General features: G+C 52.1%; 23 protein-coding genes. All 23 read left to right on the top strand.

The genetic code is table 11. The features are described from left to right. Positions 1-114: 114 nt before the first annotated feature. The 23 genes from J0X00_RS07965 (at position 115) to flhB (ending at position 22,418) form a co-directional block, all read left to right on the top strand. The gene (locus J0X00_RS07965) at positions 115-1,245 is read left to right on the top strand and encodes a flagellin (RefSeq protein ID WP_282477871.1); all 1,131 of its coding nucleotides are present in this window, start codon (positions 115-117) and stop codon (positions 1,243-1,245) included. A gap of 68 nt (positions 1,246-1,313) precedes the next feature. Further along, positions 1,314-1,772 carry a flagellar protein FlaG gene (gene flaG, locus J0X00_RS07960; protein WP_136482458.1) on the top strand — a complete coding sequence of 153 codons (459 nt, stop codon included), beginning with the start codon at positions 1,314-1,316 and terminating at the stop codon, positions 1,770-1,772. A gap of 21 nt (positions 1,773-1,793) precedes the next feature. Next, on the top strand, positions 1,794-3,782 hold the full coding sequence (gene fliD / locus J0X00_RS07955) for a flagellar filament capping protein FliD (protein WP_282477870.1): 1,989 nt from the start codon (positions 1,794-1,796) through the stop codon (positions 3,780-3,782). A gap of 1 nt (position 3,783) precedes the next feature. Beyond that, positions 3,784-4,089, top strand: coding sequence for a flagellar protein FliT (locus J0X00_RS07950; protein ID WP_218562814.1), 306 nt, complete (start codon positions 3,784-3,786; stop codon positions 4,087-4,089). Between the two features lie 11 nt (positions 4,090-4,100). Then, positions 4,101-4,511: a flagellar export chaperone FliS gene (gene fliS / locus J0X00_RS07945; RefSeq protein ID WP_136482464.1), complete on the top strand. Its 411-nt coding sequence runs from the start codon at positions 4,101-4,103 to the stop codon at positions 4,509-4,511. A 227-nt stretch (positions 4,512-4,738) separates the two neighbouring features. Beyond that, complete coding sequence (locus J0X00_RS07940; protein ID WP_282477869.1) at positions 4,739-6,205, top strand: sigma-54 dependent transcriptional regulator; 1,467 nt, start codon at positions 4,739-4,741, stop codon at positions 6,203-6,205. Positions 6,206-6,320: 115 nt separating this feature from the next. Further along, positions 6,321-7,373 (top strand): ATP-binding protein, encoded by a 1,053-nt coding sequence (locus J0X00_RS07935; RefSeq protein WP_282477868.1) that lies wholly within the window; start codon positions 6,321-6,323, stop codon positions 7,371-7,373. A 2-nt stretch (positions 7,374-7,375) separates the two neighbouring features. Next, positions 7,376-8,782 carry a sigma-54 dependent transcriptional regulator gene (locus J0X00_RS07930; protein WP_282477867.1) on the top strand — a complete coding sequence of 469 codons (1,407 nt, stop codon included), beginning with the start codon at positions 7,376-7,378 and terminating at the stop codon, positions 8,780-8,782. A gap of 95 nt (positions 8,783-8,877) precedes the next feature. After that, positions 8,878-9,189, top strand: a complete 312-nt coding sequence (fliE, locus tag J0X00_RS07925) for a flagellar hook-basal body complex protein FliE (RefSeq protein ID WP_136482472.1) — start codon at positions 8,878-8,880, stop codon at positions 9,187-9,189. Positions 9,190-9,205: 16 nt separating this feature from the next. After that, positions 9,206-10,951: a flagellar basal-body MS-ring/collar protein FliF gene (gene fliF / locus J0X00_RS07920; RefSeq protein ID WP_136482474.1), complete on the top strand. Its 1,746-nt coding sequence runs from the start codon at positions 9,206-9,208 to the stop codon at positions 10,949-10,951. Beyond that, positions 10,944-11,999, top strand: a complete 1,056-nt coding sequence (gene fliG, locus J0X00_RS07915) for a flagellar motor switch protein FliG (protein ID WP_136482476.1) — start codon at positions 10,944-10,946, stop codon at positions 11,997-11,999. The genes fliF and fliG overlap by 8 nt, the downstream gene beginning before the upstream one ends. 96 nt (positions 12,000-12,095) lie before the next feature. After that, entirely contained in the window at positions 12,096-12,905 is an 810-nt protein-coding gene (fliH, locus tag J0X00_RS07910; protein ID WP_282477866.1) for a flagellar assembly protein FliH, read from the top strand. Then, positions 12,905-14,227, top strand: coding sequence for a flagellar protein export ATPase FliI (gene fliI, locus J0X00_RS07905; protein ID WP_218562819.1), 1,323 nt, complete (start codon positions 12,905-12,907; stop codon positions 14,225-14,227). The genes fliH and fliI overlap by 1 nt, the downstream gene beginning before the upstream one ends. Before the next feature lie 4 nt (positions 14,228-14,231). Further along, complete coding sequence (fliJ, locus tag J0X00_RS07900; protein ID WP_136482482.1) at positions 14,232-14,684, top strand: flagellar export protein FliJ; 453 nt, start codon at positions 14,232-14,234, stop codon at positions 14,682-14,684. 196 nt (positions 14,685-14,880) lie between these two features. Next, the gene (locus J0X00_RS07895; RefSeq protein WP_282477865.1) at positions 14,881-16,899 is read left to right on the top strand and encodes a flagellar hook-length control protein FliK; all 2,019 of its coding nucleotides are present in this window, start codon (positions 14,881-14,883) and stop codon (positions 16,897-16,899) included. Between the two features lie 32 nt (positions 16,900-16,931). Further along, on the top strand, positions 16,932-17,429 hold the full coding sequence (fliL, locus tag J0X00_RS07890) for a flagellar basal body-associated protein FliL (RefSeq protein WP_136482486.1): 498 nt from the start codon (positions 16,932-16,934) through the stop codon (positions 17,427-17,429). Between the two features lie 7 nt (positions 17,430-17,436). Then, complete coding sequence (fliM, locus tag J0X00_RS07885) at positions 17,437-18,504, top strand: flagellar motor switch protein FliM (protein ID WP_136482487.1); 1,068 nt, start codon at positions 17,437-17,439, stop codon at positions 18,502-18,504. Between the two features lie 5 nt (positions 18,505-18,509). Beyond that, positions 18,510-18,920 (top strand): flagellar motor switch protein FliN, encoded by a 411-nt coding sequence (gene fliN / locus J0X00_RS07880; protein WP_136482489.1) that lies wholly within the window; start codon positions 18,510-18,512, stop codon positions 18,918-18,920. 3 nt (positions 18,921-18,923) lie between these two features. Next, positions 18,924-19,313 carry a flagellar biosynthetic protein FliO gene (gene fliO / locus J0X00_RS07875; RefSeq protein ID WP_136482491.1) on the top strand — a complete coding sequence of 130 codons (390 nt, stop codon included), beginning with the start codon at positions 18,924-18,926 and terminating at the stop codon, positions 19,311-19,313. Between the two features lie 37 nt (positions 19,314-19,350). Next, positions 19,351-20,190, top strand: a complete 840-nt coding sequence (gene fliP, locus J0X00_RS07870; RefSeq protein ID WP_136482493.1) for a flagellar type III secretion system pore protein FliP — start codon at positions 19,351-19,353, stop codon at positions 20,188-20,190. A gap of 12 nt (positions 20,191-20,202) precedes the next feature. Next, a complete protein-coding gene (gene fliQ / locus J0X00_RS07865; RefSeq protein ID WP_136482495.1) occupies positions 20,203-20,472 on the top strand; it encodes a flagellar biosynthesis protein FliQ in 270 nt (89 codons plus the stop codon). Positions 20,473-20,480: 8 nt separating this feature from the next. Then, positions 20,481-21,263, top strand: a complete 783-nt coding sequence (fliR, locus tag J0X00_RS07860; protein ID WP_136482497.1) for a flagellar biosynthetic protein FliR — start codon at positions 20,481-20,483, stop codon at positions 21,261-21,263. 24 nt (positions 21,264-21,287) lie between these two features. After that, a complete protein-coding gene (gene flhB / locus J0X00_RS07855) occupies positions 21,288-22,418 on the top strand; it encodes a flagellar biosynthesis protein FlhB (protein ID WP_136482499.1) in 1,131 nt (376 codons plus the stop codon). Positions 22,419-22,484 lie beyond the last annotated feature (66 nt).

Raw genomic sequence — 22,484 nt, 5'->3', positions numbered from 1 at the left:
GGCCTAAAGGATGTTGAGTGGTCGCCGTTAAAGGATACGAGAGAAATGAGGTGCGTGGACGAGAGGTGAGAGACTCGAAAACGCGCCAACTATTCCGCCTTAGGAGATCACAATATGGCAATTAATGTAAGTACCAACGTCTCGGCGATGACCGCCCAGCGTTATCTGAACGGTGCAGCTGACGGTGCCCAGAAGTCGATGGAACGTCTGTCTTCCGGTTACCGTATCAACAGCGCTAAAGACGACGCGGCGGGGCTGCAGATCTCAAACCGACTGAGTTCACAAAGTCGTGGTTTGGATATGGCTGTACGTAACGCAAATGATGGTATCTCAATCGCGCAAACCGCTGAAGGTGCGATGACCGAGAGCACCAACATTCTGCAACGTATGCGTGACCTGGCATTGCAATCCTCAAACGGCTCTAACTCAGGTTCTGAGCGTCAGGCAATTCAAGAAGAAGTGTCGGCGCTGAATGATGAGCTGAACCGTATTGCGGAAACCACTTCATTTGGTGGTAACAAACTACTAAACGGTACTTTTGGTAATAAATCATTCCAGATTGGCGCAGATTCCGGTGAAGCGGTAAATCTGAGCATGGGCAACTTGCGTTCTGATACCATGGCAATGGGCGGTAAATCTTACCGTGCAGCAGAAGGGAAAGCCGCGGACTGGACAGTGGGTGATGCCACTGAGCTGACTCTGAGCTATACCGATCGTCAGGGTGAGGCGCGCAATGTGACCATCAATGCTAAACAGGGTGATGATTTAGAAGAAGTAGCGACTTACATTAACGGTCAGAATGATGATGTAAAAGCGTCTGTCGGCGAAGATGGTAAACTGCAACTGTTTGCTGCTACTCAGAAGGTAAACGGTGAGGTCACTATCGGCGGTGATCTTGGCTCTGAGATTGGCTTTGCGGCTGGTCAGGATGTGACAGTGAAAGATATCGATGTGACCAGTGTGGCCGGCTCGCAAGAAGCGGTCGCGTTGCTGGATGGCGCATTGAAATCGGTTGACAGTCAGCGTGCTTCTCTGGGTGCATTCCAAAACCGTTTTAACCATGCAATCAGTAACCTTGATAACATCAATGAGAACGTGAACGCGTCTCGTAGCCGTATCAAAGATACTGACTATGCACGTGAAACGACGGCGATGACCAAGTCACAGATCCTGCAACAAGCGAGTACGTCGGTACTGGCGCAGGCGAGACAGGCACCATCTGCAGCTCTTAGCCTGCTGGGTTAATCCTGGCAGCTGGGAGCTTTAGGTCGTCGTTCTCTTAACGACGGCTGATAAGGTGGAGGGAGATTGTTATGGACGGACCATCCTATACATCGAACGTCCAGCCTTACGGCTCGCAGAGTGGCATTAAATTTGCTTCAGAAAACGATAGCGTGAAAGGCGCTTCTGATTCGAAAGATGACTACCGCATGGTTCAGCGTGGCGATAATACTGCACGTTTGGCACAGCAGACACAACGAGGTCAGGACCAGGCATTGGCAAGCGCCGTTGAGCAATCCCGTGAACAACAGCGGGTCAGCGAGGAGCAACGTGCTAAGATTGTTGAACAGATGAATGAATTTGTTGATTCGTTCAACAAGGGGCTGGCATTCAGGGTGGATGAAGAATCAGGGCGGGATGTTGTGACGATTTATGAGGCCTCAACCGGCGACATAATACGTCAGATTCCAGATGAAGAAATGCTTGAGGTTTTACGACGCCTGTCGCAGGGACAGAGCCCGACATCGGGCCTGTTACTGACCAAGGTGTAATCGTTTTTTTGAGGTGAAATAATGAGTTTAGGCCCAATGGGAATGAACACTGGTTTTGATATTAATTCAGTGGTCAGCGGAATTGTTAATGCAGAGCGTGCTCCCAAGCAGCAAAGCATTGACAACAAGCGTACTGAAATTGATACCAGTATCAGTGCCTATGGCAGACTCAGAGAGTCGCTGGATACCATGCGTAACCTGATGACGAATTTTCGTCAGCAGGAGGCTTTTGCCGTGCGCAAAGTCGATACAAGCGACGACAAGGTGGTAACTGCGACCGCATCCACAGACGCAATCGCAGGCAGATACGCAGTCGATGTGCTGCAGCTTGCCCAAAGTCATAAACTGGCATCAGCGGTATTACCGGAAGATGCCAGATTTGGTCCGGGTAAGCTGCAGATTTCTCTTGGTGATCAATCATTTAGTGTCGATGTACGTGGTCGATCCCGATTGATTGATGTCGTACGTGGCATTAACGACGAGGACCGTAACCCAGGAGTTCGTGCTTCGGTCATCAATGACGTTGACGGGCCGCGTTTGATTGTCGCTTCAAATTTATCCGGTGCGAATCACCGCATTAGTATTCGCGCCGATGCCCCATCCGGGGATGTGTTGCATCGCCTGGAATACAAAACGTTAGAAGATCGGGTCAAAGATCTGGAATCAGCACGCGCCAAAGCACAGCAGCTGATTGCCCCTCTGACACCCGAGCAGCAAAAAGTTGCCGCTCAAGTTGCCGACCGGATTGGCGAGGCGGCACGAAATGTCGATCAGGCCATGTCAGAACACGTCAATTCTGCTGCACAAAGCACAGATCAAAGTTCTGATTCAGATGAGCTGTCCGAAGACGCAGTCCGTGCAGCGGCACAAGCCGGCACGGATGCCAACCGTTATCTGAGACCACAAGACAGAATTCCGGGCTGGACTGAAACGGCTTCGGGGACTTTACTCGATTCCTATTCAGAGCCGGAAGCTGAGTTAGACAGTACGGCGCAGGAAAAATCATCGCAAGTGCCGGGCTGGAGCAACACTGCCTCCGGTACGCTCACGGATTCTTATGTTACGCCGCAAGAGGCTCAGGCTCGTCTCGATGCCCAACTAGCCCGTGAAAAGGCTGCCATTGACGCAGCCGTGCAAAGCGGCAATATGACGCCACAAGAAGCTAAGCAAGCTGCTCGCGCGAAACTGCCGGAAGCAGAGCGCGAACGTCTCGAGCAACTCGAACAGGCGCAGCAGGAACTGAAAGCGGCGCAAGATTCATTCGATGGTTATTCAGGAATGATTCAGGTTCAGGCCGGGCAGGACTCCATGGTGATGCTGGACGGTGTCGCTAAGTTGTCGAGTGAAAACAACGTGATTGAAAATGCCATTGACGGGGTTGATTTAACCCTGAGTGGTAAAACCAATCCGGGTGATCGACCGGCTGAAATCGATATTGAATATGACCGTGACAGTGTGCGTCAGGATATCGAACAATTTGTCGCAGCGTATAACCAGTTTTTTGCGGTCAGCCAGGATCTGAGCAGTGTTGATCCCACGACCGGGAAGGCGGGGCCTTTGGCCGGTGACAGTGTGGTGCGCAGCGCGCATTCACGTTTACGCTCGGTGTTTTCATCGCCGGTAGAAGGTGCTCCGCAAGATATTCGTAGCCTGACTGAGTTTGGTATTACGACGACCCGTCAGGGAACACTGGAGATCAATCATGACATGCTCGATCGCCAGCTGAACAATAACTTCACTCGTCTGGGCGAGTTTTTTGGCGGCAACCAGGGATTCGCACGCAAAGTAGAAGATGCGATTCAGAGTATGACCGGGGTGACCGGTTCGATTCGCACTCGTGAGCGTAGCCTTGGTGAGCAGGACAGACGCCTGACGGATGACCAGGCGGCATTAGATCGCCGCATGGATAATTTACAGCAGCGCACCCATGCGCGCTTCTCTGCCATGCAGGATGCAACCAGCAACATGCAGTCCCAGCTGTCGAGCATGATGAGTATGTTAGGTCAGTAACATGGATGATGAGCTGCAAGTTTTACGTGATCTGGATCACCAATTAAAGCAGAGTCTTTCAGTGCAAGACATTAACACTGAAGAAATTGTAGACTTGGTCGATAAGAGAGAACGGTTATTGCAAGGATTGTTACTCTACGCAGCTGACAATCCGGAATTTGCCCATTCTGAGGTTTGGCGCAAGGCAATTTTGCAAACACAACAGCTTGTTGAACAGATGCAGTCACAAACGACTGCAATAGGTCGATTGTTGCATAAATATCGCTACGGCAACAAATCAGTTCAGCAATACAAAAAGTTTTTATAAAGAGGAAGACTATGCGTGGTTCTTTACAGGCGTACAAAAAAGTATCAGTGGATAGCCAGCTAAGTGCGGCCTCACCGCATAAAATCGTTCAGATGCTGATGGGCGGTGCAATTGAACGTCTTATTCAAGGTAAGGCGGCGATGTTGCAGGGTCATATCCCGGTTAAAGGTGAACGTCTTGGTAAGGCGTTAGAAATTGTCATCAGCCTGCGCAGCTGTCTGTCGATGAATGATGGTGGCGAAATCGCCGAGAATCTCGATCAGTTGTATGAATTTATGATCACTCAGATCACGACGGCAAACTATGAGAATGACCCTCAGCCTATTGACGACGTTATTGATATTTTGCGTGAAATCAAGTCCGCCTGGGATCAAATTCCGGCTGAATACCACAATCTGACTGCCTCAGAAGTGGGAATCTAAGGAATTTTTGAAACTTTTAACTGATATCACATCGGTTAATTGCCAGGTTGCCTTATTTTTATAATTAAATAGAATAGAAGCCACTAACTAGCCAGTGGCTTTTTTGTTGCTGAATTCCACAAATTGTCTGTCGTTTAGACAGATAGATATTATAAATTGTCGGGTCTGATGATGACAGTCAGCAGTGCGACAACAACATTCCAGAATTAAGGCAAATAATCTCACCTATGCAAGGTTTAGCAAAACTACTTGTGATTGAAGACGATCCCTCGATTCGTCTGAGTCTCAGTACCATATTAGAATTTGTTGGAGAGCAATGTGAGGTGATTGAGTCTTCTCAGTTGGATCAGATTGACTGGTCGGCTGTTTGGGCTGGATGCATCCTGGGCTCCCTCGGAACGCAGTGCTTACCTGAGTTGCTGTCGAATTCTCTTGCAAAAGCTAACCACATCCCGCTATTGGTCGCGAATAAGCAGCCGTACTCGCTGGAAGAGTTTCCCCATTTTGTTGGTGAGCTGGATTTCCCTCTCAATTATCCGCAGCTCAGTGAAGCACTGAGACACTGCAAAGAGTTCCTGGGGCGTAAAGGCATTCAGGTCATGGCGAGTGCGCGTAAAAACACGCTGTTTCGCAGCCTGGTTGGGCAAAGTCATGGTATCCAGGAAGTTCGTCACCTGATTGAACAAGTTGCGGGCACCGAAGCCAATGTGCTTATCCTGGGGGAATCCGGGACAGGCAAAGAAGTGGTGGCACGTAACATCCATTACCATTCGTCACGTCGCGGCGGCCCGTTCGTGCCGATTAACTGCGGCGCTATTCCGGCCGATCTGTTAGAAAGCGAACTGTTTGGTCATGAAAAAGGCGCCTTCACCGGGGCAATTACCGCGCGGAAAGGACGTTTTGAACTGGCTGACGGCGGTACACTGTTCCTGGATGAAATCGGTGATATGCCGATGAGTATGCAGGTGAAGTTGCTGCGAGTGCTGCAAGAGCGCTGTTTTGAGCGTGTCGGCGGTAACAGTACGATTAAAGCCAATGTCCGCGTGATTGCGGCGACGCACCGCAACCTGGAAACTATGATAGATGATCAGCGTTTCCGTGAAGATCTTTACTATCGTCTCAATGTGTTCCCGATTGAAATGCCGGCGCTGAAAGAGCGCAAAGAAGATATTCCGCTCCTGCTGCAGGAGCTGATGACCCGTCTGGAAGCGGAAGGCAGCCTGCCTATCTGTTTCACACCACGCGCGATCAATTCTCTGATGGAGCACGACTGGCCGGGGAATGTGCGCGAGTTGGCCAACCTGGTCGAGCGCATGGTTATCCTGTATCCGAACAGCCTGGTGGATGTTAACCATCTGCCGACCAAATACCGTTACAGTGATATTCCTGAATTCCAGCCTGAGCCAAGTCGTTTCAGTTCGGTTGAAGAGCAGGAGCGCGATGTGCTGGCGGATATTTTCTCGGAAGACTTCAGTTTTGGTCAGGATGAAGACTTTAGTGAGCAGCTCGATGCCCCACAATCACTGCCTCCGGAAGGCGTGAACCTGAAAGAGTTGCTGGCCGATTTGGAAGTGAACCTGATTAACCAGGCTCTGGACGCTCAGGGTGGCGTTGTGGCTCGTGCCGCTGATATGCTGGGTATGCGCCGCACGACTTTGGTTGAGAAAATGCGCAAATACAACATGCAGCGCTGATTTTCGCTGAGTCAATTTATTGTCATAGCATTAACCTGCTGAAAAGTAATGTAAATAGCCTGGCACGCATCTTGCGTTACAGGCTATTGTTGTATTTAGAGGCAGATTTCCGACGATGGACCACGCAGCGCAAGAACAGCATTCTCATTTAGACTCCCTTGAGCATCAGGTGGAGCGCTACAAACAAGTACTGGATGTTATGCCAGCTGGAGTGATTTTGCTCGATACCCAGGGCATAGTGCGTGAAGCCAACCCTGAAGCTCAGCGTCTGCTTGACGTGCCGCTGCTGGGTGAGCGCTGGTATACCATTATTCAGGCCGCTTTTGCACCGCGCGAAGATGACGGCCACGAGATCTCGCTGCGTAACGGACGTAAGGTTCGTTTGGCTATCTCGGCATCGGCGACCGGACAACTGATTCTTATCACGGATCTGACGGAAACCCGGCTGTTACAGTCGCGGGTCAGCGATCTGCAACGTTTGTCATCGCTGGGCCGCATGGTGGCGTCATTGGCGCATCAGGTCAGAACACCGTTGTCGAGCGCAATGCTGTATGCCTCCAACCTGTCAGCGCCTAATCTGCCTCAGCCCACTCGCGAACGTTTCCAAAGCAAACTGATGGATCGCTTGCATGACCTGGAAAAACAAGTTAACGACATGCTGCTGTTCGCCAAAGGTGGTGATAACAAAGTGATTCAGCCTTTTACGGTGGCCGATCTGGTGAATGAATTTTTGCCGATGATCGAAACCGCAGTAAAAAATAATCAGATTGATTACGGCCAGGAAGTGGAGCAGCAAGAGACCCAACTGATGGGTAACGTTAATGCGATCGCTTCTGCGTTAAGTAATCTGGTGATGAATGCGATTCAAATCGTCGGTAAAGGTGCTCAAATCGATGTCTTTTTCCGACCGGTGAATGGGGTATTAAAAATTTCTGTGCAGGACAATGGGCCAGGTGTGGCGAAAGAGCTACAACAAAAAATTATGGAGCCTTTCTTTACCACCCGTTCACAAGGCACCGGCCTTGGTCTTGCGGTTGTACAAATGGTGTGTCGTGCACACGACGGCCAACTTGAGTTGATTTCTGAACCGGGGGATGGTGCCTGTTTTACCATGTGTTTGCCTCTGGAGCGTCAACCACACACGTCTCACTCAGACTCGGGAGAATGATGATGGCTCAAAGTAAAGTCTTAATCGTTGAAGATGATGAAGGTCTACGCGAAGCACTGGTAGACACTCTGGCATTAGCGGGCTACGAATGGCTTGAAGCCGATTGTGCCGAGGATGCGTTGTTGAAACTGAAAACCTATCCGGTTGATATTGTGGTCTCTGACGTGCAAATGGCCGGAATGGGCGGCCTGGCCCTGCTGCGTAACATCAAACAGCATTGGCCGAATCTTCCGGTGCTGCTGATGACCGCGTATGCCAATATTGAAGATGCAGTGTCGGCGATGAAGGAAGGGGCGATTGATTATATGGCCAAACCTTTCGCACCTGAGGTGTTGCTTAACATGGTCAGCCGTTACGCTCCGGTGAAATCGGATGACAACGGTGATGCTGTGGTCGCGGACGAAAAAAGCCTTAAGTTGCTGAGCCTGGCAGAAAAAGTCGCGAAAACCGACGCGAATGTCATGGTTCTGGGGCCAAGTGGTTCCGGTAAAGAAGTGATGTCCCGTTATATCCATAATGCGTCACCGCGTAAAGCCGGCCCGTTTGTTGCCATCAACTGTGCTGCGATTCCGGATAACATGCTGGAAGCAACCCTGTTTGGTTACGAGAAAGGGGCATTTACCGGTGCGGTTCAGGCTTGTCCGGGCAAATTTGAGCAGGCTCAGGGCGGTACTATTTTGCTCGATGAGATCAGCGAAATGGATCTTAACCTGCAGGCCAAACTACTGCGTGTGCTGCAGGAGCGTGAAGTGGAACGGCTGGGCAGCCGCAAGAGCATTAAACTGGATGTGCGTGTACTGGCAACCAGTAACCGTGATCTTAAAGCTTACGTGCAAGAGAAAAAATTCCGCGAAGACCTTTATTATCGTCTCAATGTTTTCCCAATCGCCTGGCCGGCGCTGTGTGAGCGGAAAGGGGATATTGAACCACTGGCCAGCCATCTGGTTGAGCGTCACTGTAAAAAGCTTGGTCTGGCGGTTCCGGCAGTTTCTGAAAGTGCAATCAATAAGTTGCTGAGCTATAACTGGCCGGGTAACGTGCGCGAGCTGGATAACGTGATTCAGCGCGCTCTGATTCTGAGTGACCAGGACAGCATTGATCAGCAGCATATTTTGCTGGAAGGCCTCGACTGGCAGGATGCAAGCAGCTTGCAGAGTGCGGTGGAAAGCGGAGACGTGGCCGCGGTAGAGATTAAGCCGGTTGCCGAGGCCGACTTTGCCAAATCAATCAGCGCGAGCAGCGGTTTAGGCGGCGAACTACGCGATCAGGAGTACGCCATCATCATGGATACCCTGGTGGAATGTGAAGGACGACGTAAAGAGATGGCCGAGAAGCTTGGTATCAGCCCGCGCACTTTGCGCTACAAACTGGCCAAAATGCGTGATGCCGGAATCGATATTCCGGGCTGAGTGAGCGTTGCGGTGCATGGCACATAACTTGCTGGATCTGACTAAAAGGTGATTCACAACGGGCATGAGTCAAACAATTGGCATCTGAGGTAATAATGAGATTAGACGGCTTACAAAGCGAAATGCAGGCGATGATGATCGAAGCGGGTAACAGCCGCCCTGCAGCAACAGGACAAAAAGTTGGCGCTGATTTTGGCGATATGCTCGCTCAGGCCATCAATAATGTGAACGCTCTGCAAAAATCATCCGGTAATTTACAAACCCGTTTTGACCGTGGTGACGAGGGGGTTTCTCTGTCGGATGTGATGATCGCCCGCAACAAATCGAGTGTGGCTTTTGATGCCACGATCCAGGTACGCAATAAGTTGGTTGAAGCGTACAAAGAACTGATGAACATGCCAGTGTAATTGTAGGATTTGAACTGTGGCTGAAGATAAGCAAACAACTGATTTGGCACTGTCCGGCTCTGGCGGAGATCAGGCCCTGCTTGCCGGCGCGGATCTTGACGGCGTGGCGCAGAATCCCGATCTGGATGAGAAAAGCTCATCCAAGATGGATTTTGCTATGGGTGATCTGGATCTGCTGCGTCAGATCGTGCTGGTTCTGTCCATTTCGATTTGTGTTGCTTTGATCGTGATGCTGTTTTTCTGGGTCAAAGAGCCGGAAATGCGGCCGCTTGGCGCCTATGAAACGGAAGAGTTGATTCCGGTGCTGGATTACCTGGATCAGCAAAAACAAGATTACAAACTGGATGGCAACACCATTTTGGTGCCGAACAGTGACTACAACAGCCTCAAACTGAACATGGTGCGCGCCGGCCTGAATCAATCCCGGGAAGCCGGTGATGATATCCTGTTGCAGGATATGGGGTTTGGGGTTTCCCAGCGTCTCGAGCAGGAACGTTTAAAACTGAGCCGGGAACGCCAGCTGGCCAAAGCGATCGAAGAGATGCGTCAGGTGAATAAAGCGCGTGTTCTGCTGGCACTGCCGAAACAAAGCGTATTCGTGCGTCATAACCAGGAAGCGTCCGCCTCAGTATTTTTGACCCTGCGTACCGGCTCCGACCTGAAACAAGAAGAAGTGGATTCGATTGTCGATATGGTCGCCAGTGCGGTACCGGGGATGAAACCGACCCGGGTCACGGTCACGGATCAACACGGTCGTCTGCTCAGCTCCGGTTCACAGGATCCGGTCTCTGCGGCACGCCGCAAAGAGCAGGAGCAGGAGCGCAAGCAGGAAGACAACCTGCGTGAGAAAATTGACTCGGTGCTGATCCCGATCCTTGGCCTGGGTAACTACACCGCTCAGGTGGATGTGGAACTGGATTTCAGCGCGATTGAACAAACGCGCAAAAGCTTTGACCCGAACACGCCATCGACCCGCAGTGAATATACACTGGAAGATTACAACAACAGTAATACGGTCGCGGGGGTTCCCGGCGCTCTAAGTAACCAGCCGCCGGCGGATGCCTCGATTCCGCAGGATGTCGCGCAAATGAAAGACGGCTCGCTGATGGGACAGGGTTCGGTGCATAAAGAAGCCACCCGCAACTTTGAGCTCGATACGACCATCAGCCATGAGCGTAAGCAGACGGGCGTAATTAACCGCCAAACCGTGGCCGTTGCGGTGAAAAACCGTGCCAGTGTTAATCCGGAGACCGGCGAAGTGACCTACACTCCGCTGAGTGAAAGTGAGCTAAACTCTATCCGACAGATTCTGATTGGTGCGGTGGGCTTCAGTGAAAATCGCGGTGACCTGCTCAATGTATTGAGTATGCAGTTTGCCGAGCCTGAAATAGAGCCGCTGGCCGATGTGCCAATTTGGGAAAACCCGAATTTCAGTGACTGGATTCGCTGGCTGGCGAGTGCACTGGTTATCATCGTTGTGGTGCTGGTGCTGGTTCGCCCGGCGATGAAAAAACTGCTCAACCCTGTAGCAGAAGACGACGAACAACTGTATGGCCCGGATGGCCTGCCTATCGGAGCGGATGGTGAAACCAGCCTGATTGGCAGCGACATTGAAGGCGGAGAACTGTTTGAGTTTGGTTCGGGGATTGACTTGCCGAATCTGCATAAGGATGAGGACGTGCTGAAAGCCGTACGTGCTCTGGTGGCCAACGAGCCGGAACTGGCGGCTCAAGTAGTGAAGAACTGGATGCAAAATGCCTGACGAAATCGTACCACGTAATGCCGGCGGTGAAGTGGCTGAAACCAAAATTGATATTGCCTCAATACCGGGTGATGAACGTGCAGCAATCCTGTTGCTGAGCCTGAATGAAGAAGATGCGGCCGGGATTATCCGCCATCTGGAACCCAAGCAAGTTCAGCGGGTCGGTAGTGCGATGGCGCGGGCTAAAGATCTGAGCCAGGATAAAGTCAGTGCGGTGCACCGTGCATTTCTGGAAGACATCCAGAAATACACCAATATCGGTATGGGTAGCGAAGACTTTATGCGTAATGCTCTGGTGGCAGCACTGGGAGCGGACAAGGCCAACAATCTGGTTGACCAGATTCTGCTCGGTACTGGTTCGAAAGGTCTCGATTCACTCAAATGGATGGATCCGCGTCAGGTTGCCAGCATTATTGTTAACGAGCACCCGCAGATCCAGACCATTGTCTTGTCTTACCTTGAGCCGGATCAGTCGGCGGAGATACTGGCCCAGTTCTCCGAACGTGACCGTCTCGATTTGATGATGCGAATTGCCAACCTGGAAGAAGTTCAGCCATCCGCACTGGCGGAGCTGAACGAGATCATGGAGAAACAGTTTGCTGGTCAGGCTGGTGCGCAAGCGGCTAAGATTGGCGGCCTGAAAGCAGCGGCCGATATCATGAACTACCTCGACAATAACATCGAGGGAGCTCTGATGGATCAGATGCGCGACCAGGACGAAGATCTGGCTACTCAGATCCAGGATCTGATGTTTGTGTTCGAGAATCTGGTCGAAGTCGACGATCAGGGGATTCAGAAACTACTGCGCGATGTTCCGCAGGATGTGCTGCAACGTGCGCTTAAAGGTGCCGATGACGCGCTACGTGACAAGATCTTCAAGAACATGTCCAAGCGTGCTGCTGAACTGATGCGCGATGACCTGGAAGCGATGCCGCCGATTAAAGTGTCGGATGTCGAAGCGGCCCAGAAAGAGATTCTGGCCATCGCTCGTCGTATGGCGGATAACGGTGAACTGATGTTGTCCGGCGGCGCCGACGAGTTCCTGTAACACAATCTATTTTGTCAGGGGCTGTTGACCTGATGACAGCAGCAGACCCGGGCCGGCTGATTCAGCGGGCCCTTTTTTATCTTGGGTAGGGATGGTATGTCTGGAGAAAGAAAACGCGGTTTTATTCGTTTAGGCTCAGAATCAGAAGTGGCCGCCGAACCGCCAAAAAAATGGGGTCTGCCTGATTACAGTGCTGAACAGCATAAAACGGCTCGGGAAACGGCGATGAACTACGACCCGAGCTGGATGCCGAATTTTGATGAGCCGGAAGAAGAAGAACCGGTGCAACTGACCGAGCAGGATATCGAGCTGATTAAGCAGGCCGCTTACCAGGAAGGTCTGGAACAGGGTAAAGCGGAAGGCTATCAGCAAGGTTTCGAGCAGAGCAAAGAAGCGGGCTATAACGCCGGCCATGAAGAAGGCTTAGTTGCGGGGCAGGCCGAAGGCATAGAAGCCGGGCAGGCGGTGATAGAAGAACACGTGAATACCTTTATTGGTCTTGCCAATCAGTTTGCCCAGCCGCTGGAGTTGATGAACGCCCAGGTTGAAAAGCAGCTGGTGGATATGGTGCTCACTTTGGTCAAAGAGGTGGTGCACGTAGAAGCGCAGACCAACCCGCAAGTGATACTGGATACAGTCAAAGGTTCGGTGGAGGCGCTGCCGGTTTCCGGCCACGCCATTACGTTAAAACTCAACCCGCAAGACTGCGAGATTATCGAACAGGCTTATGGTGAACAACAGTTGCAATTACGTAACTGGACGCTGGTGAGTGAACCGGCTCTCAATCGCGGCGATGTGCAGATTGAAGCCGGCGAATCGAGCGTCAACTATCGGATGGAAGAGCGCATCCGATCTGTATTGCAGAGTTTTTGTGGTACCAACCGTCATCAGCAAGGTAATGAATAATGTTAGCGTTGGCAGAACGTCTTGCACAGTATAAAACCCAGGGGTTGACTAGTCGTCCGATTGCCTCTGGCAAACTGGTACGTGTGGTCGGACTCACCCTCGAAGCGACCGGCTGCCGCGCGCCAATTGGCAGCTTGTGCCGGGTCGAGACCATGTCCGGCGAGATGGAAGCCGAAGTGGTTGGTTTTTCCGGCGACAGTTTGTTTTTGATGCCAAGTGAACAAATAACCGGGGTTCTGCCCGGGGCAAAAGTGACCCCACTGACGGAAGAGACCGGACTGGCGGTCGGCATGGAACTGCTTGGCCGGGTGATTGATGGTGTGGGCAATCCGCTCGACGGACTTGGCCCGATTTATACCGACCAACGCGCCTCTTTCAACGCTCAGCCGATTAACCCGCTGGCACGCAAACCGATCAGTGAGCCGCTTGATGTGGGCATCAAGGCCATCAATGGCCTGCTCACGGTCGGTAAAGGACAGCGTATCGGTCTGTTTGCCGGTTCAGGTGTCGGTAAATCGGTCACGCTGGGCATGATGACCCGGGGCACGACAGCGCAGGTGGTCGTGGTCGGTCTGATTGGTGAACGGGGCCGCGAGGTTAAAGAATTTATTGAAGAGATCCTCGGGGTGGACGGACGCCAGCGTTCTGTGGTAGTCGCCGCGCCAGCGGACTCCTCTCCACTGATGCGGCTCAAGGGATGTCAGACGGCGCTCACGATTGCTGAATACTTTCGTGATCAGGGTCTGGATGTCCTGCTGCTGATGGACTCACTGACCCGTTTTGCTCAGGCGCAGCGGGAAATCGCGCTCTCGGTTGGTGAACCGCCAGCGACCAAGGGTTACCCGCCATCGGTGTTTGCCAAGCTGCCCGCGCTGGTGGAACGGGCCGGTAACGGCGGTCCGCAGCAAGGCTCGATTACCGCATTCTTTACTGTGCTGACCGAAGGCGATGATTTGCAGGACCCGATCGCCGATGCGTCCCGGGCAATTCTGGATGGCCATATCGTGCTGTCACGGGAAATGGCCGATGCCGGCCATTATCCGGCGATCGACGTTGAGAAATCCGTCAGCCGGGTCATGCCACAAATTACGACAGATGAGCACGTGCTGATGTCCAAGGCGGTACGTCAGGTATTGTCTATTTGCCGTAAAAATCAGGATCTGGTGTCGATTGGTGCCTATAAGCCGGGCACTGACAAAGCGATCGACAGTGCCTTTACTCTCAAGCCGCGCCTGGATCTCTATCTGCAGCAAGCGATGAAAGAATCCGTCCCTTACGAGATGTGTGTCAGCATGCTGAAAAATGTGCTGAGCATGGAGTAACATCATGGATAACGCATTACAGTTTTTGCTGGAGCAGGCCAAAGATAACGAAGATAAAGCTGTCCTGGCGCTCAACAAGGCGCGCACTGAGCTGGAAGGTTATTATCAGCAAATCCGTCAGATTGAGCAGTATCGTCTGGAATACTGCCAGCAACTGGTTGAGCGTGGTCAGTCCGGGCTGACGGCCAGTCAATATGGTCACCTCAACCGCTTTCTTACTCAGTTGGATGAAACTCTGGCCAAGCAGCGCGATGCAGAACACCACTTTAAAAATCAGGTCGTCAATTGTGAGCAGCATTGGATGGCGGTACATAAACAGCGCCGATCTTACCAATGGCTGATCGATAAGAAGCAGACCGAAAAACAGCGCGCAGAAAATAAGCGTGAGCAGAAGCTGATGGATGAGTTTTCGACCCTCAGCTTTAACCGACGTCGTTCCGGTTCCAGTTTGAGCTGAGTTTATTGGGCCATTGACGTGCTTGGCGTAGATTTTGCAGCAGATTTTGTAGAGTAGTAATGTGCAGAGTAGTAACAGATATCCGTGAGTCTCATCTCTGCAGATTAAGTACAAAGTGCTGTCCGACGCAGTTGTGCACGTGACAGTGGATTCGCTGCCGTTTAGGTGTGCAGCCTGAAATACGAGCTAAGTAATTATGAACGTCAACTCAACCTCATCTGCTGTTGATAATAGCAAAGCCACCAATGTGGCTAAGTCTGCAGGACAACAGGTCCAGCAGGATGAAAGCGGGGAAAATTCCGGCTTTTTGAGCAAATTATCGGCTCTGCTGTTTGGCGCCTCTGAACAGAGCGAATCCAGTGATGTCAAAAAAGCGGCCGGGCAGTCACAAGCTGCATTAGTTTCTGCGCAAGATAAGCTTTCTACGCAAGATAAGCTGTCTGCGCAAGACCAGCAGTCTGCAGCGGATGGCAAGCTTATTAGTGTTGATAGCGGACAAGATGCGGCTGAGGGACTGCTCGAACAAGGTGACGGTGATGAGCAGACTCCGTCAGCCAAAGGGCAGCCAGCGGAGACGCAGCCTGATATCCCTAAGAATTTACAACGCTTTATTGCTGACGAAAGTGACAGCAAGCAAGGCGTGAATGCCACAACCCAGCAAGTCATGAGTGACGGCGATGCGCTGATAGGCCGCTTAAAAGACGCCAATCAGGCACTGGCTGCCAGTAACGGCAACATTTTGCCTCCGCTCCCTGCTCAGCCTGCAAGCCGAGGTCAGAGTGCAGATGATCTGTCATTGCGCGCCGCGTCGGAATCCGTTCAGGTCGTTCGTCCGATGAGTGCAAAGGGGGGGCTTAGCAGTGCTATAACCGACAACGCTCAGCTAACCGCACCCGGTACTCCGCTCAGTGCTGCACAGGGGGCAGAGATCACCCAGTTGCTGGCCGAGCAGTTAACCAGGTTAGGATTGGATGATCAGATGAGCACCGAAGAACTGCAAGAGCTGACACCGCAGCAGGCAGCGGCTATCCTTGCTGCTTTGAAGGCCGAGTCGGCTCAGCCTGCGTCTGCGGATCCTGAACTCAGCTCTGCCAACAAGTCGGGAGAAGTTAAGATTCAATCTGCTGCTGCCGATAGCCAGAGCTTAGCGCAGCTTGCGCAAGGAGTTATGCATGATAAAGGTGACGCTACACCTGGCGTTGTCGCAGTGACGGCGGATTCAGCACGACTCGCGAACTCGCGGGCAGAGAGTCAGGTTTCTGCAGACAATGCGCCGCACTTAACCGCTGTGGCACAAGGTGTTGCAGCCGCAGCAGGTTCGGAGCTCGCCAGCGCTCAGACGACGTTGGGCTTTTCTGAGCAAGCAGACAAAATTAAGTCGGGAGTACACCATAATCCGGCTGGTGCAGCGCAGCAGCTTATCAACCAGTGGCAAACTGCTCAGCAACAATCTACTCAGCAAGCCGGCGCGTCAACCCATAACGTACCGGTCCAGGATGCCACTAATAGCGCGACTGTCACCACCAACGCCGCCAATCCGGCTGGCGTTAATCCGGCGCTTAATCCTGCAATGCTGGCCCATACTGAAAGTCTCAGCCCGGCAGCATTAAAAGCTGCACTCGCAGGTAGCGGGATAGGTAAGCTGACCAACAGTAAAACAGGCCAGCCTGGTCAGGACCCGGCTTTTGCTAGCCAGGTGGCAACGGCTGCTGGTCAGCAGGGTATGAATGCCACGTCGTCCAACCTGCGTGCAGAACCAACCCAGGCTCAGCCGCAGATGCCGCTGCATCTGAGTAAGGAAATGGATGTGGATGATATGGCACAACGGGTCCAGATGATGATGTCTAAAAACCTCAAGCAGATTGATATTCGTCTCGACCCGCCTGAGCTGGGCCGTCTCCATATCCGCATGAACATGCATGGCGACGGAGCCAGCGTACAGTTCACCGTGGCCAACAACCAGGCGCGTGATGCGCTGGAACACTCTATGCCCCGCCTGAGAGAAATGTTGTCTCAACAAGGCGTTCAGCTTGGAGATACTTCGGTACAACAACAGAATTCAGGCCAGCAACAGCGTTATGCGGCAGGGGGGGGCGGTCAATCCGGTCATTCCTCAGGCAGCGAGCGTTTTGCTGGTGAAGAAAATCTTGATACAGACGTCAAACTTGATTTGAATGTGGCTGCAAAGCGTGATGGAATCAGTTATTACGCTTAAACTAAATACAAAATAACGACATAGAGTAAGTTATGGCTGTTGAAGAATTACCTGATGGTGCCCCGAAAAGTAAAAAGAAACTGATGATCATCATCATTGCTGCTGTCGTATTGCTACTGGGCGGCGGCGGTGCGGCTTTCTTCCTGATGGGCTCAGATGGCAGCGAGCAGGCTCAGGAAGAAAGCGCTGAGAAAGTTGAAACTGTCGCTGAGCCGGTCTCTTACGTCAACATTGCCCAGCCGTTTGTGTTTAATGTCAGCGGTGATGCGCGTGAGCGTATGGTGCAAATTAAAGTGCAGCTTATGGTGCGTGGGACTGAAAACGAAGATCAGGCCCGTTACCATTCGCCGTTAGTTGAAAGCACGCTATTAAGTACCTTTGCTTCCGCTACGGTTGAGCAACTGCGCAGCGCCACTGGCCGTATTGACCTGCGCGACCAGGCGACAGACGATATCAAAGCAGCCATGACCAAAGTCGTCGGTAAGCCTGTGATTGAGCGGGTTCTGTTCACTGACTTTGTTATGCAGTAGGTGACGTGTGACTGATCTATTAAGCCAGGACGAAATCGATGCTCTGCTCCACGGTGTGGACAGTGTCGATGACGTTGAAGAAGAGTTAGATAGCTCCGATACCAGTGCGGTATCTTTCGATTTCTCCTCACAGGATCGGATTGTGCGCGGCCGAATGCCGACCCTGGAGCTGATCAACGAACGCTTTGCCCGTCACCTGCGTATCAGCCTGTTTAATATGCTACGCAAGACCGCAGAAGTGTCGATTAACGGCGTACAGATGATGAAGTTCGGAGAGTATCAGAACACCCTGTACGTACCGACCAGCCTGAATATGGTGCGTTTTCGCCCTTTGAAAGGCACAGCGCTGGTCACCATGGAGGCACGCCTGGTATTTATCCTGGTGGAAAACTTCTTTGGTGGCGATGGCCGCTACCACGCGCGGATTGAAGGTCGCGAGTTCACCCCGACCGAACGCCGTGTTATCCAGCTTCTGCTTAAAATTGTATTTGCTGATTACAAAGATGCCTGGGCGCCTGTGATGGGGGTGGAATTCGAGTATCTCGATTCGGAAGTGAACCCGAGCATGGCCAACATCGTCAGCCCGACCGAAGTGATTGTGGTCAGTTCGTTTCATATTGAAGTGGATGGCGGCGGCGGTGATTTTCACATAGTGATGCCGTACTCCATGGTGGAACCGATTCGGGAACTGCTGGATGCCGGTGTGCAGTCAGACAAGATGGAAACCGACGTACGCTGGAGCTCGGCACTGCGTGAAGAAATTATGGATGTCCCGGTCAATTTCCGCGTCAACCTGCTGGAGCAGGATCTGGCGCTGCGTGACCTGATGGAACTGCAGGTCGGCGATATTATCCCGATCAATATGCCCAAACATGCCACCATGTTTGTCGAAGAGTTGCCGACCTACCGGGTTAAGATGGGACGCTCGGGCGATAAACTGGCAGTGCAGGTATCGGAAAAAATTAAACGCCCGGATGTGGTAAAGACCGATCTCGCTTTCTTTGGTAAGGACATTATTGCCGAGCTGGAAGATGACGAGGAGGATGATGAAATGACGCTGGACAAGAATAGGTAACAAAGATGTCAAAATCAGAAGATCAAAAGCTTGCAGACGAGTGGGCTGCGGCACTGGGGGAAGACCCGAATGCGCCAGACGTTGATGTCGATGAGATTCTGGCGGCGCCACTGGATGAGTTGAAAGATAGTGCTCAGCCTATTTCAGATGATGAGCGGCGCAAACTGGATACCATTATGGATATCCCGGTCACCATTTCGATGGAAGTGGGGCGCTCTAAGATCAGTATCCGAAACCTGCTGCAACTTAACCAGGGCTCGGTCGTCGAGCTGGATCGCATCGCCGGTGAATCGCTGGATGTGATGGTAAACGGCACTCTGATAGCCCATGGCGAGGTGGTGGTCGTGAATGATAAGTTTGGTATCCGTCTGACCGATGTGATCAGCCAGACTGAACGCATTAAGAAACTGAGATAGCTTATGAAAAAGCTCATAAGCCTGGCGCTGTTTTCGACCCCGGCATTGGCGGTGGAGAATAATCAACTGGACCTGGCGACCACGCTGGGTTCTTTGATTTTTGTCATCGCGCTGATTCTGGCCATGGCCTGGATGCTCAAGCGTATGCGGGTCCCCGCGTTTGGTCAGCAGAAAGGACTGAGTGTGATCAGGCAACTGGCCGTCGGAACCAAAGAGCGGGTGATGATAGTACAGGCGGGGGAAGAGCAGTTCCTGATAGGGGTAACCGCGCAATCTGTTCAACTGATCTCAAAACTGGACAAGCCACTCCAGCCACAGGAGACGGAAGCGGCTTCTTTTACTAATCAACTGACCCAGCTACTGAAAAAACATGATAATAAACCCTCTGTTTAAGCGCTTGCCCGACCGGCTGTCCTGGATAGCTGTGCTTATGTGGTTGTCTGCACTGCTGTTTGCGCCGTTGGCCAGTGCACAGCAGGAACTGGAAACCCCCATCCCTGCCACCGCCGCCGGCGCTGAAAATGTGACGGTTTCGGCGATGGAACGCGAGCAGGGGGCGGCCCGGACGATGGCGCTGGGCTCAAGCAGTGGCGGCGGGGGCATTCCTGCCTTTACCATGACGACAACTGCCGATGGCGGCGAGGAATACTCGGTCAATCTGCAGATCCTGGCCCTGATGACCATGCTCGGCTTCTTGCCGGCCATGGTCATTCTGATGACCTCGTTTACCCGTATCGTCGTGGTAATGTCGATTCTGCGTCAGGCGATGGGGCTGCAGCAGACGCCGTCCAACCAGGTGATTATCGGCATTGCTGTGTTTCTGACCTTTTTTATCATGTCACCGGTTCTCAACCGCATTAATGACCAGGCCGTACAGCCTTACCTCAATGAACAGATCACCGCCCGGCAGGCTTTTGATTTGGCTCAGGAGCCGATGAAAGATTTTATGCTCAAGCAGACCCGGGTGAAAGATCTCGAGACCTTCGTCAATATTTCAGGATCTGAGGCGCAGAATCCTGAGGATGTCTCTATGGCCGTGCTGATCCCGGCTTTCATTACTTCTGAACTTAAAACGGCTTTCCAAATCGGCTTTATGCTGTTTTTGCCGTTCTTAATCATCGATTTGGTCGTTGCTTCGGTACTGATGGCGATGGGTATGATGATGTTGTCGCCGATGATTGTTTCGTTACCGTTTAAACTGATGCTGTTTGTGCTGGTGGATGGATGGAATCTGATTCTGTCAACCCTAGCGGGCAGTTTTGCCTTATAGCAGGAGCATTGAATGACACCAGAAGTCTTTGTCGAGCTGTTTCGTGATGCGCTGTGGATGGTCCTGATTATGGTCTGTGCCATCATAGTGCCGAGTCTGCTGATTGGTCTGGTGGTGGCGATATTTCAGGCCGCAACCTCCATTAACGAACAGACGCTGAGTTTTTTGCCGCGTCTTATCGTGACTTTGCTGGCGCTGATGGCGTTTGCGCACTGGATGACGCAAATGCTGATGGAATACTTTTATTCCATCGTTGAGCGCCTGCCTCAGGTGCTGTATTAGGCTGGCGTATGGAATATCCTGCCAGCGTCGTCCTCGATTTTATCGCCAACTATTTTTGGCCCTATACCCGCATTTCAGCCATGCTGATGGTGATGAGTGTCACCGGGGCGCGATTTGTTTCCACTCGTATCCGGCTTTATCTCGGTCTGGCGATTACCTTTGCCGTTATGCCCGCTATCCCAGCCGTTCCTGCTGATCTGCAACTGCTCTCTTTTCAGGGTTTTATGACCACGCTGGAGCAGTTGATCATCGGAGTGGCGATGGGTATGGTGACCCAGTTTATGGTACAGACCTTTGTGATGCTGGGCCAAATTCTCGGCATGCAGGCGAGTTTGGGTTTTGCTTCCATGGTCGATCCTGCCAACGGTCAGAATACGCCGCTGCTCGGTCAGCTGTTTATGTTTCTCGTCACCCTGTTTTTTCTTGCCACCGATGGGCATCTGAAAATGATCCAGCTGCTGGTGATGAGTTTTAAAAGTCTGCCGATTGGCTCTGGCTCGCTCACCGCGGTTGATTTTCGCGAGCTGGCGTTGTGGCTCGGGACCATGTTTAAAGTGGCCCTTAGTATGTCACTGTCAGGCATCATCGCTCTGCTGACGGTCAACTTATCCTTCGGGGTGATGACCCGCGCTGCGCCGCAGCTGAATATCTTTTCACTCGGTTTTGCCTTTGCGCTGATGGTCGGCTTGCTGCTGTGCTGGTATATCATCAGCGGGCTCTATACTCATTATGATCTGTACTGGAATCAGGGCGAACAGCAGGTGTGCAGCCTGATCCGGTTAACATGTTAATTCACGGCGTGTCAGGAGGCTGAATTGGCAGAATCAGACGGACAAGAAAGGACCGAAGACGCCACCCCCCGACGGTTGCAACAGGCGCGAGAAAAAGGCCAGGTTGCCCGGTCGAAGGAGCTGGCGTCTGTGTCGGTACTGGTGGTCGGCGCTTTATCTCTGATGTGGTTCGGAAAGTCGATGGCCAGCGGTTTGCTGACTGCGATGGGGCGGCTTTTTAACCTCAGCCGGGAAGAGATTTTTGACGTCAACAAACTGTTCGACATCATTTCCGGTGTGCTGGTGCAGCTGCTGATGCCGCTGCTGCTTATTCTGGTGACGTTATTTATTGCGGCGCTGATTGGTGCAGCCGGCGTCGGCGGGATCAGTTTCTCAGCCGAAGCTGCGATGCCAAAATTATCCAAGATGAATCCGCTCAGTGGTATCAAGCGCATGTTTGGCATGCAGAGCTGGGTTGAGCTGATTAAATCGATTCTCAAAGTACTGCTGGTGGCCGGGATGGCGTTTTATCTGATTGAAGCGTCGAAACAAGATCTGTTTCAGCTCAGTCTGGATGTCTTTCCGCAAAATATTTTTCATGCCCTGGATATTCTGCTTAATTTTGTCTTGCTGATCAGCTGTTCACTGCTGGTGGTGGTGGCGATCGATATTCCGTTTCAGATCTGGCAACACGCCAATCAGTTGAAAATGACCAAGCAGGAAGTCAAAGACGAATACAAAGACACCGAAGGTAAACCTGAGGTGAAAGGACGGATTCGGATGCTGCAACGCGAGGCTGCGCAGCGGCGTATGATGGCTGATGTACCGCAGGCGGATGTTATTATTACCAACCCGGATCACTTCTCGGTTGCGCTGCGTTATACACAAAACCGCGACCGGGCGCCGGTGGTGATAGCGAAAGGGGTTGATCACCTCGCCCTGAAAATTCGTGAAGTGGCACGGGAGCATGACATTATGATCGTGCCGGCTCCGCCCTTAGCGCGGGCTTTGTATCATACCACTGAACTGGAACAGGAAATTCCTGACGGATTGTTTGTTGCTGTGGCCCAGGTACTGGCTTATGTGTTCCAACTGAAACAATATCGGCGTAAAGGTGGCGAACGACCTAAACTGAAAGAAGAGAATATGCCGATACCGGATGAGATGAGGTACTAAAGGGCTATGACTCACAGGTTAAGCCATAGCTACTCATAGCTATTCAGAATTATTTTTTGCTGACTG

The organism is Vibrio sp. ABG19 (assembly GCF_029962385.1).
Taxonomy (GTDB): Bacteria; Pseudomonadota; Gammaproteobacteria; order Enterobacterales; family Vibrionaceae; genus Vibrio; species Vibrio ostreae.
This window is presented reverse-complemented; position numbering and strand designations above follow the sequence as displayed.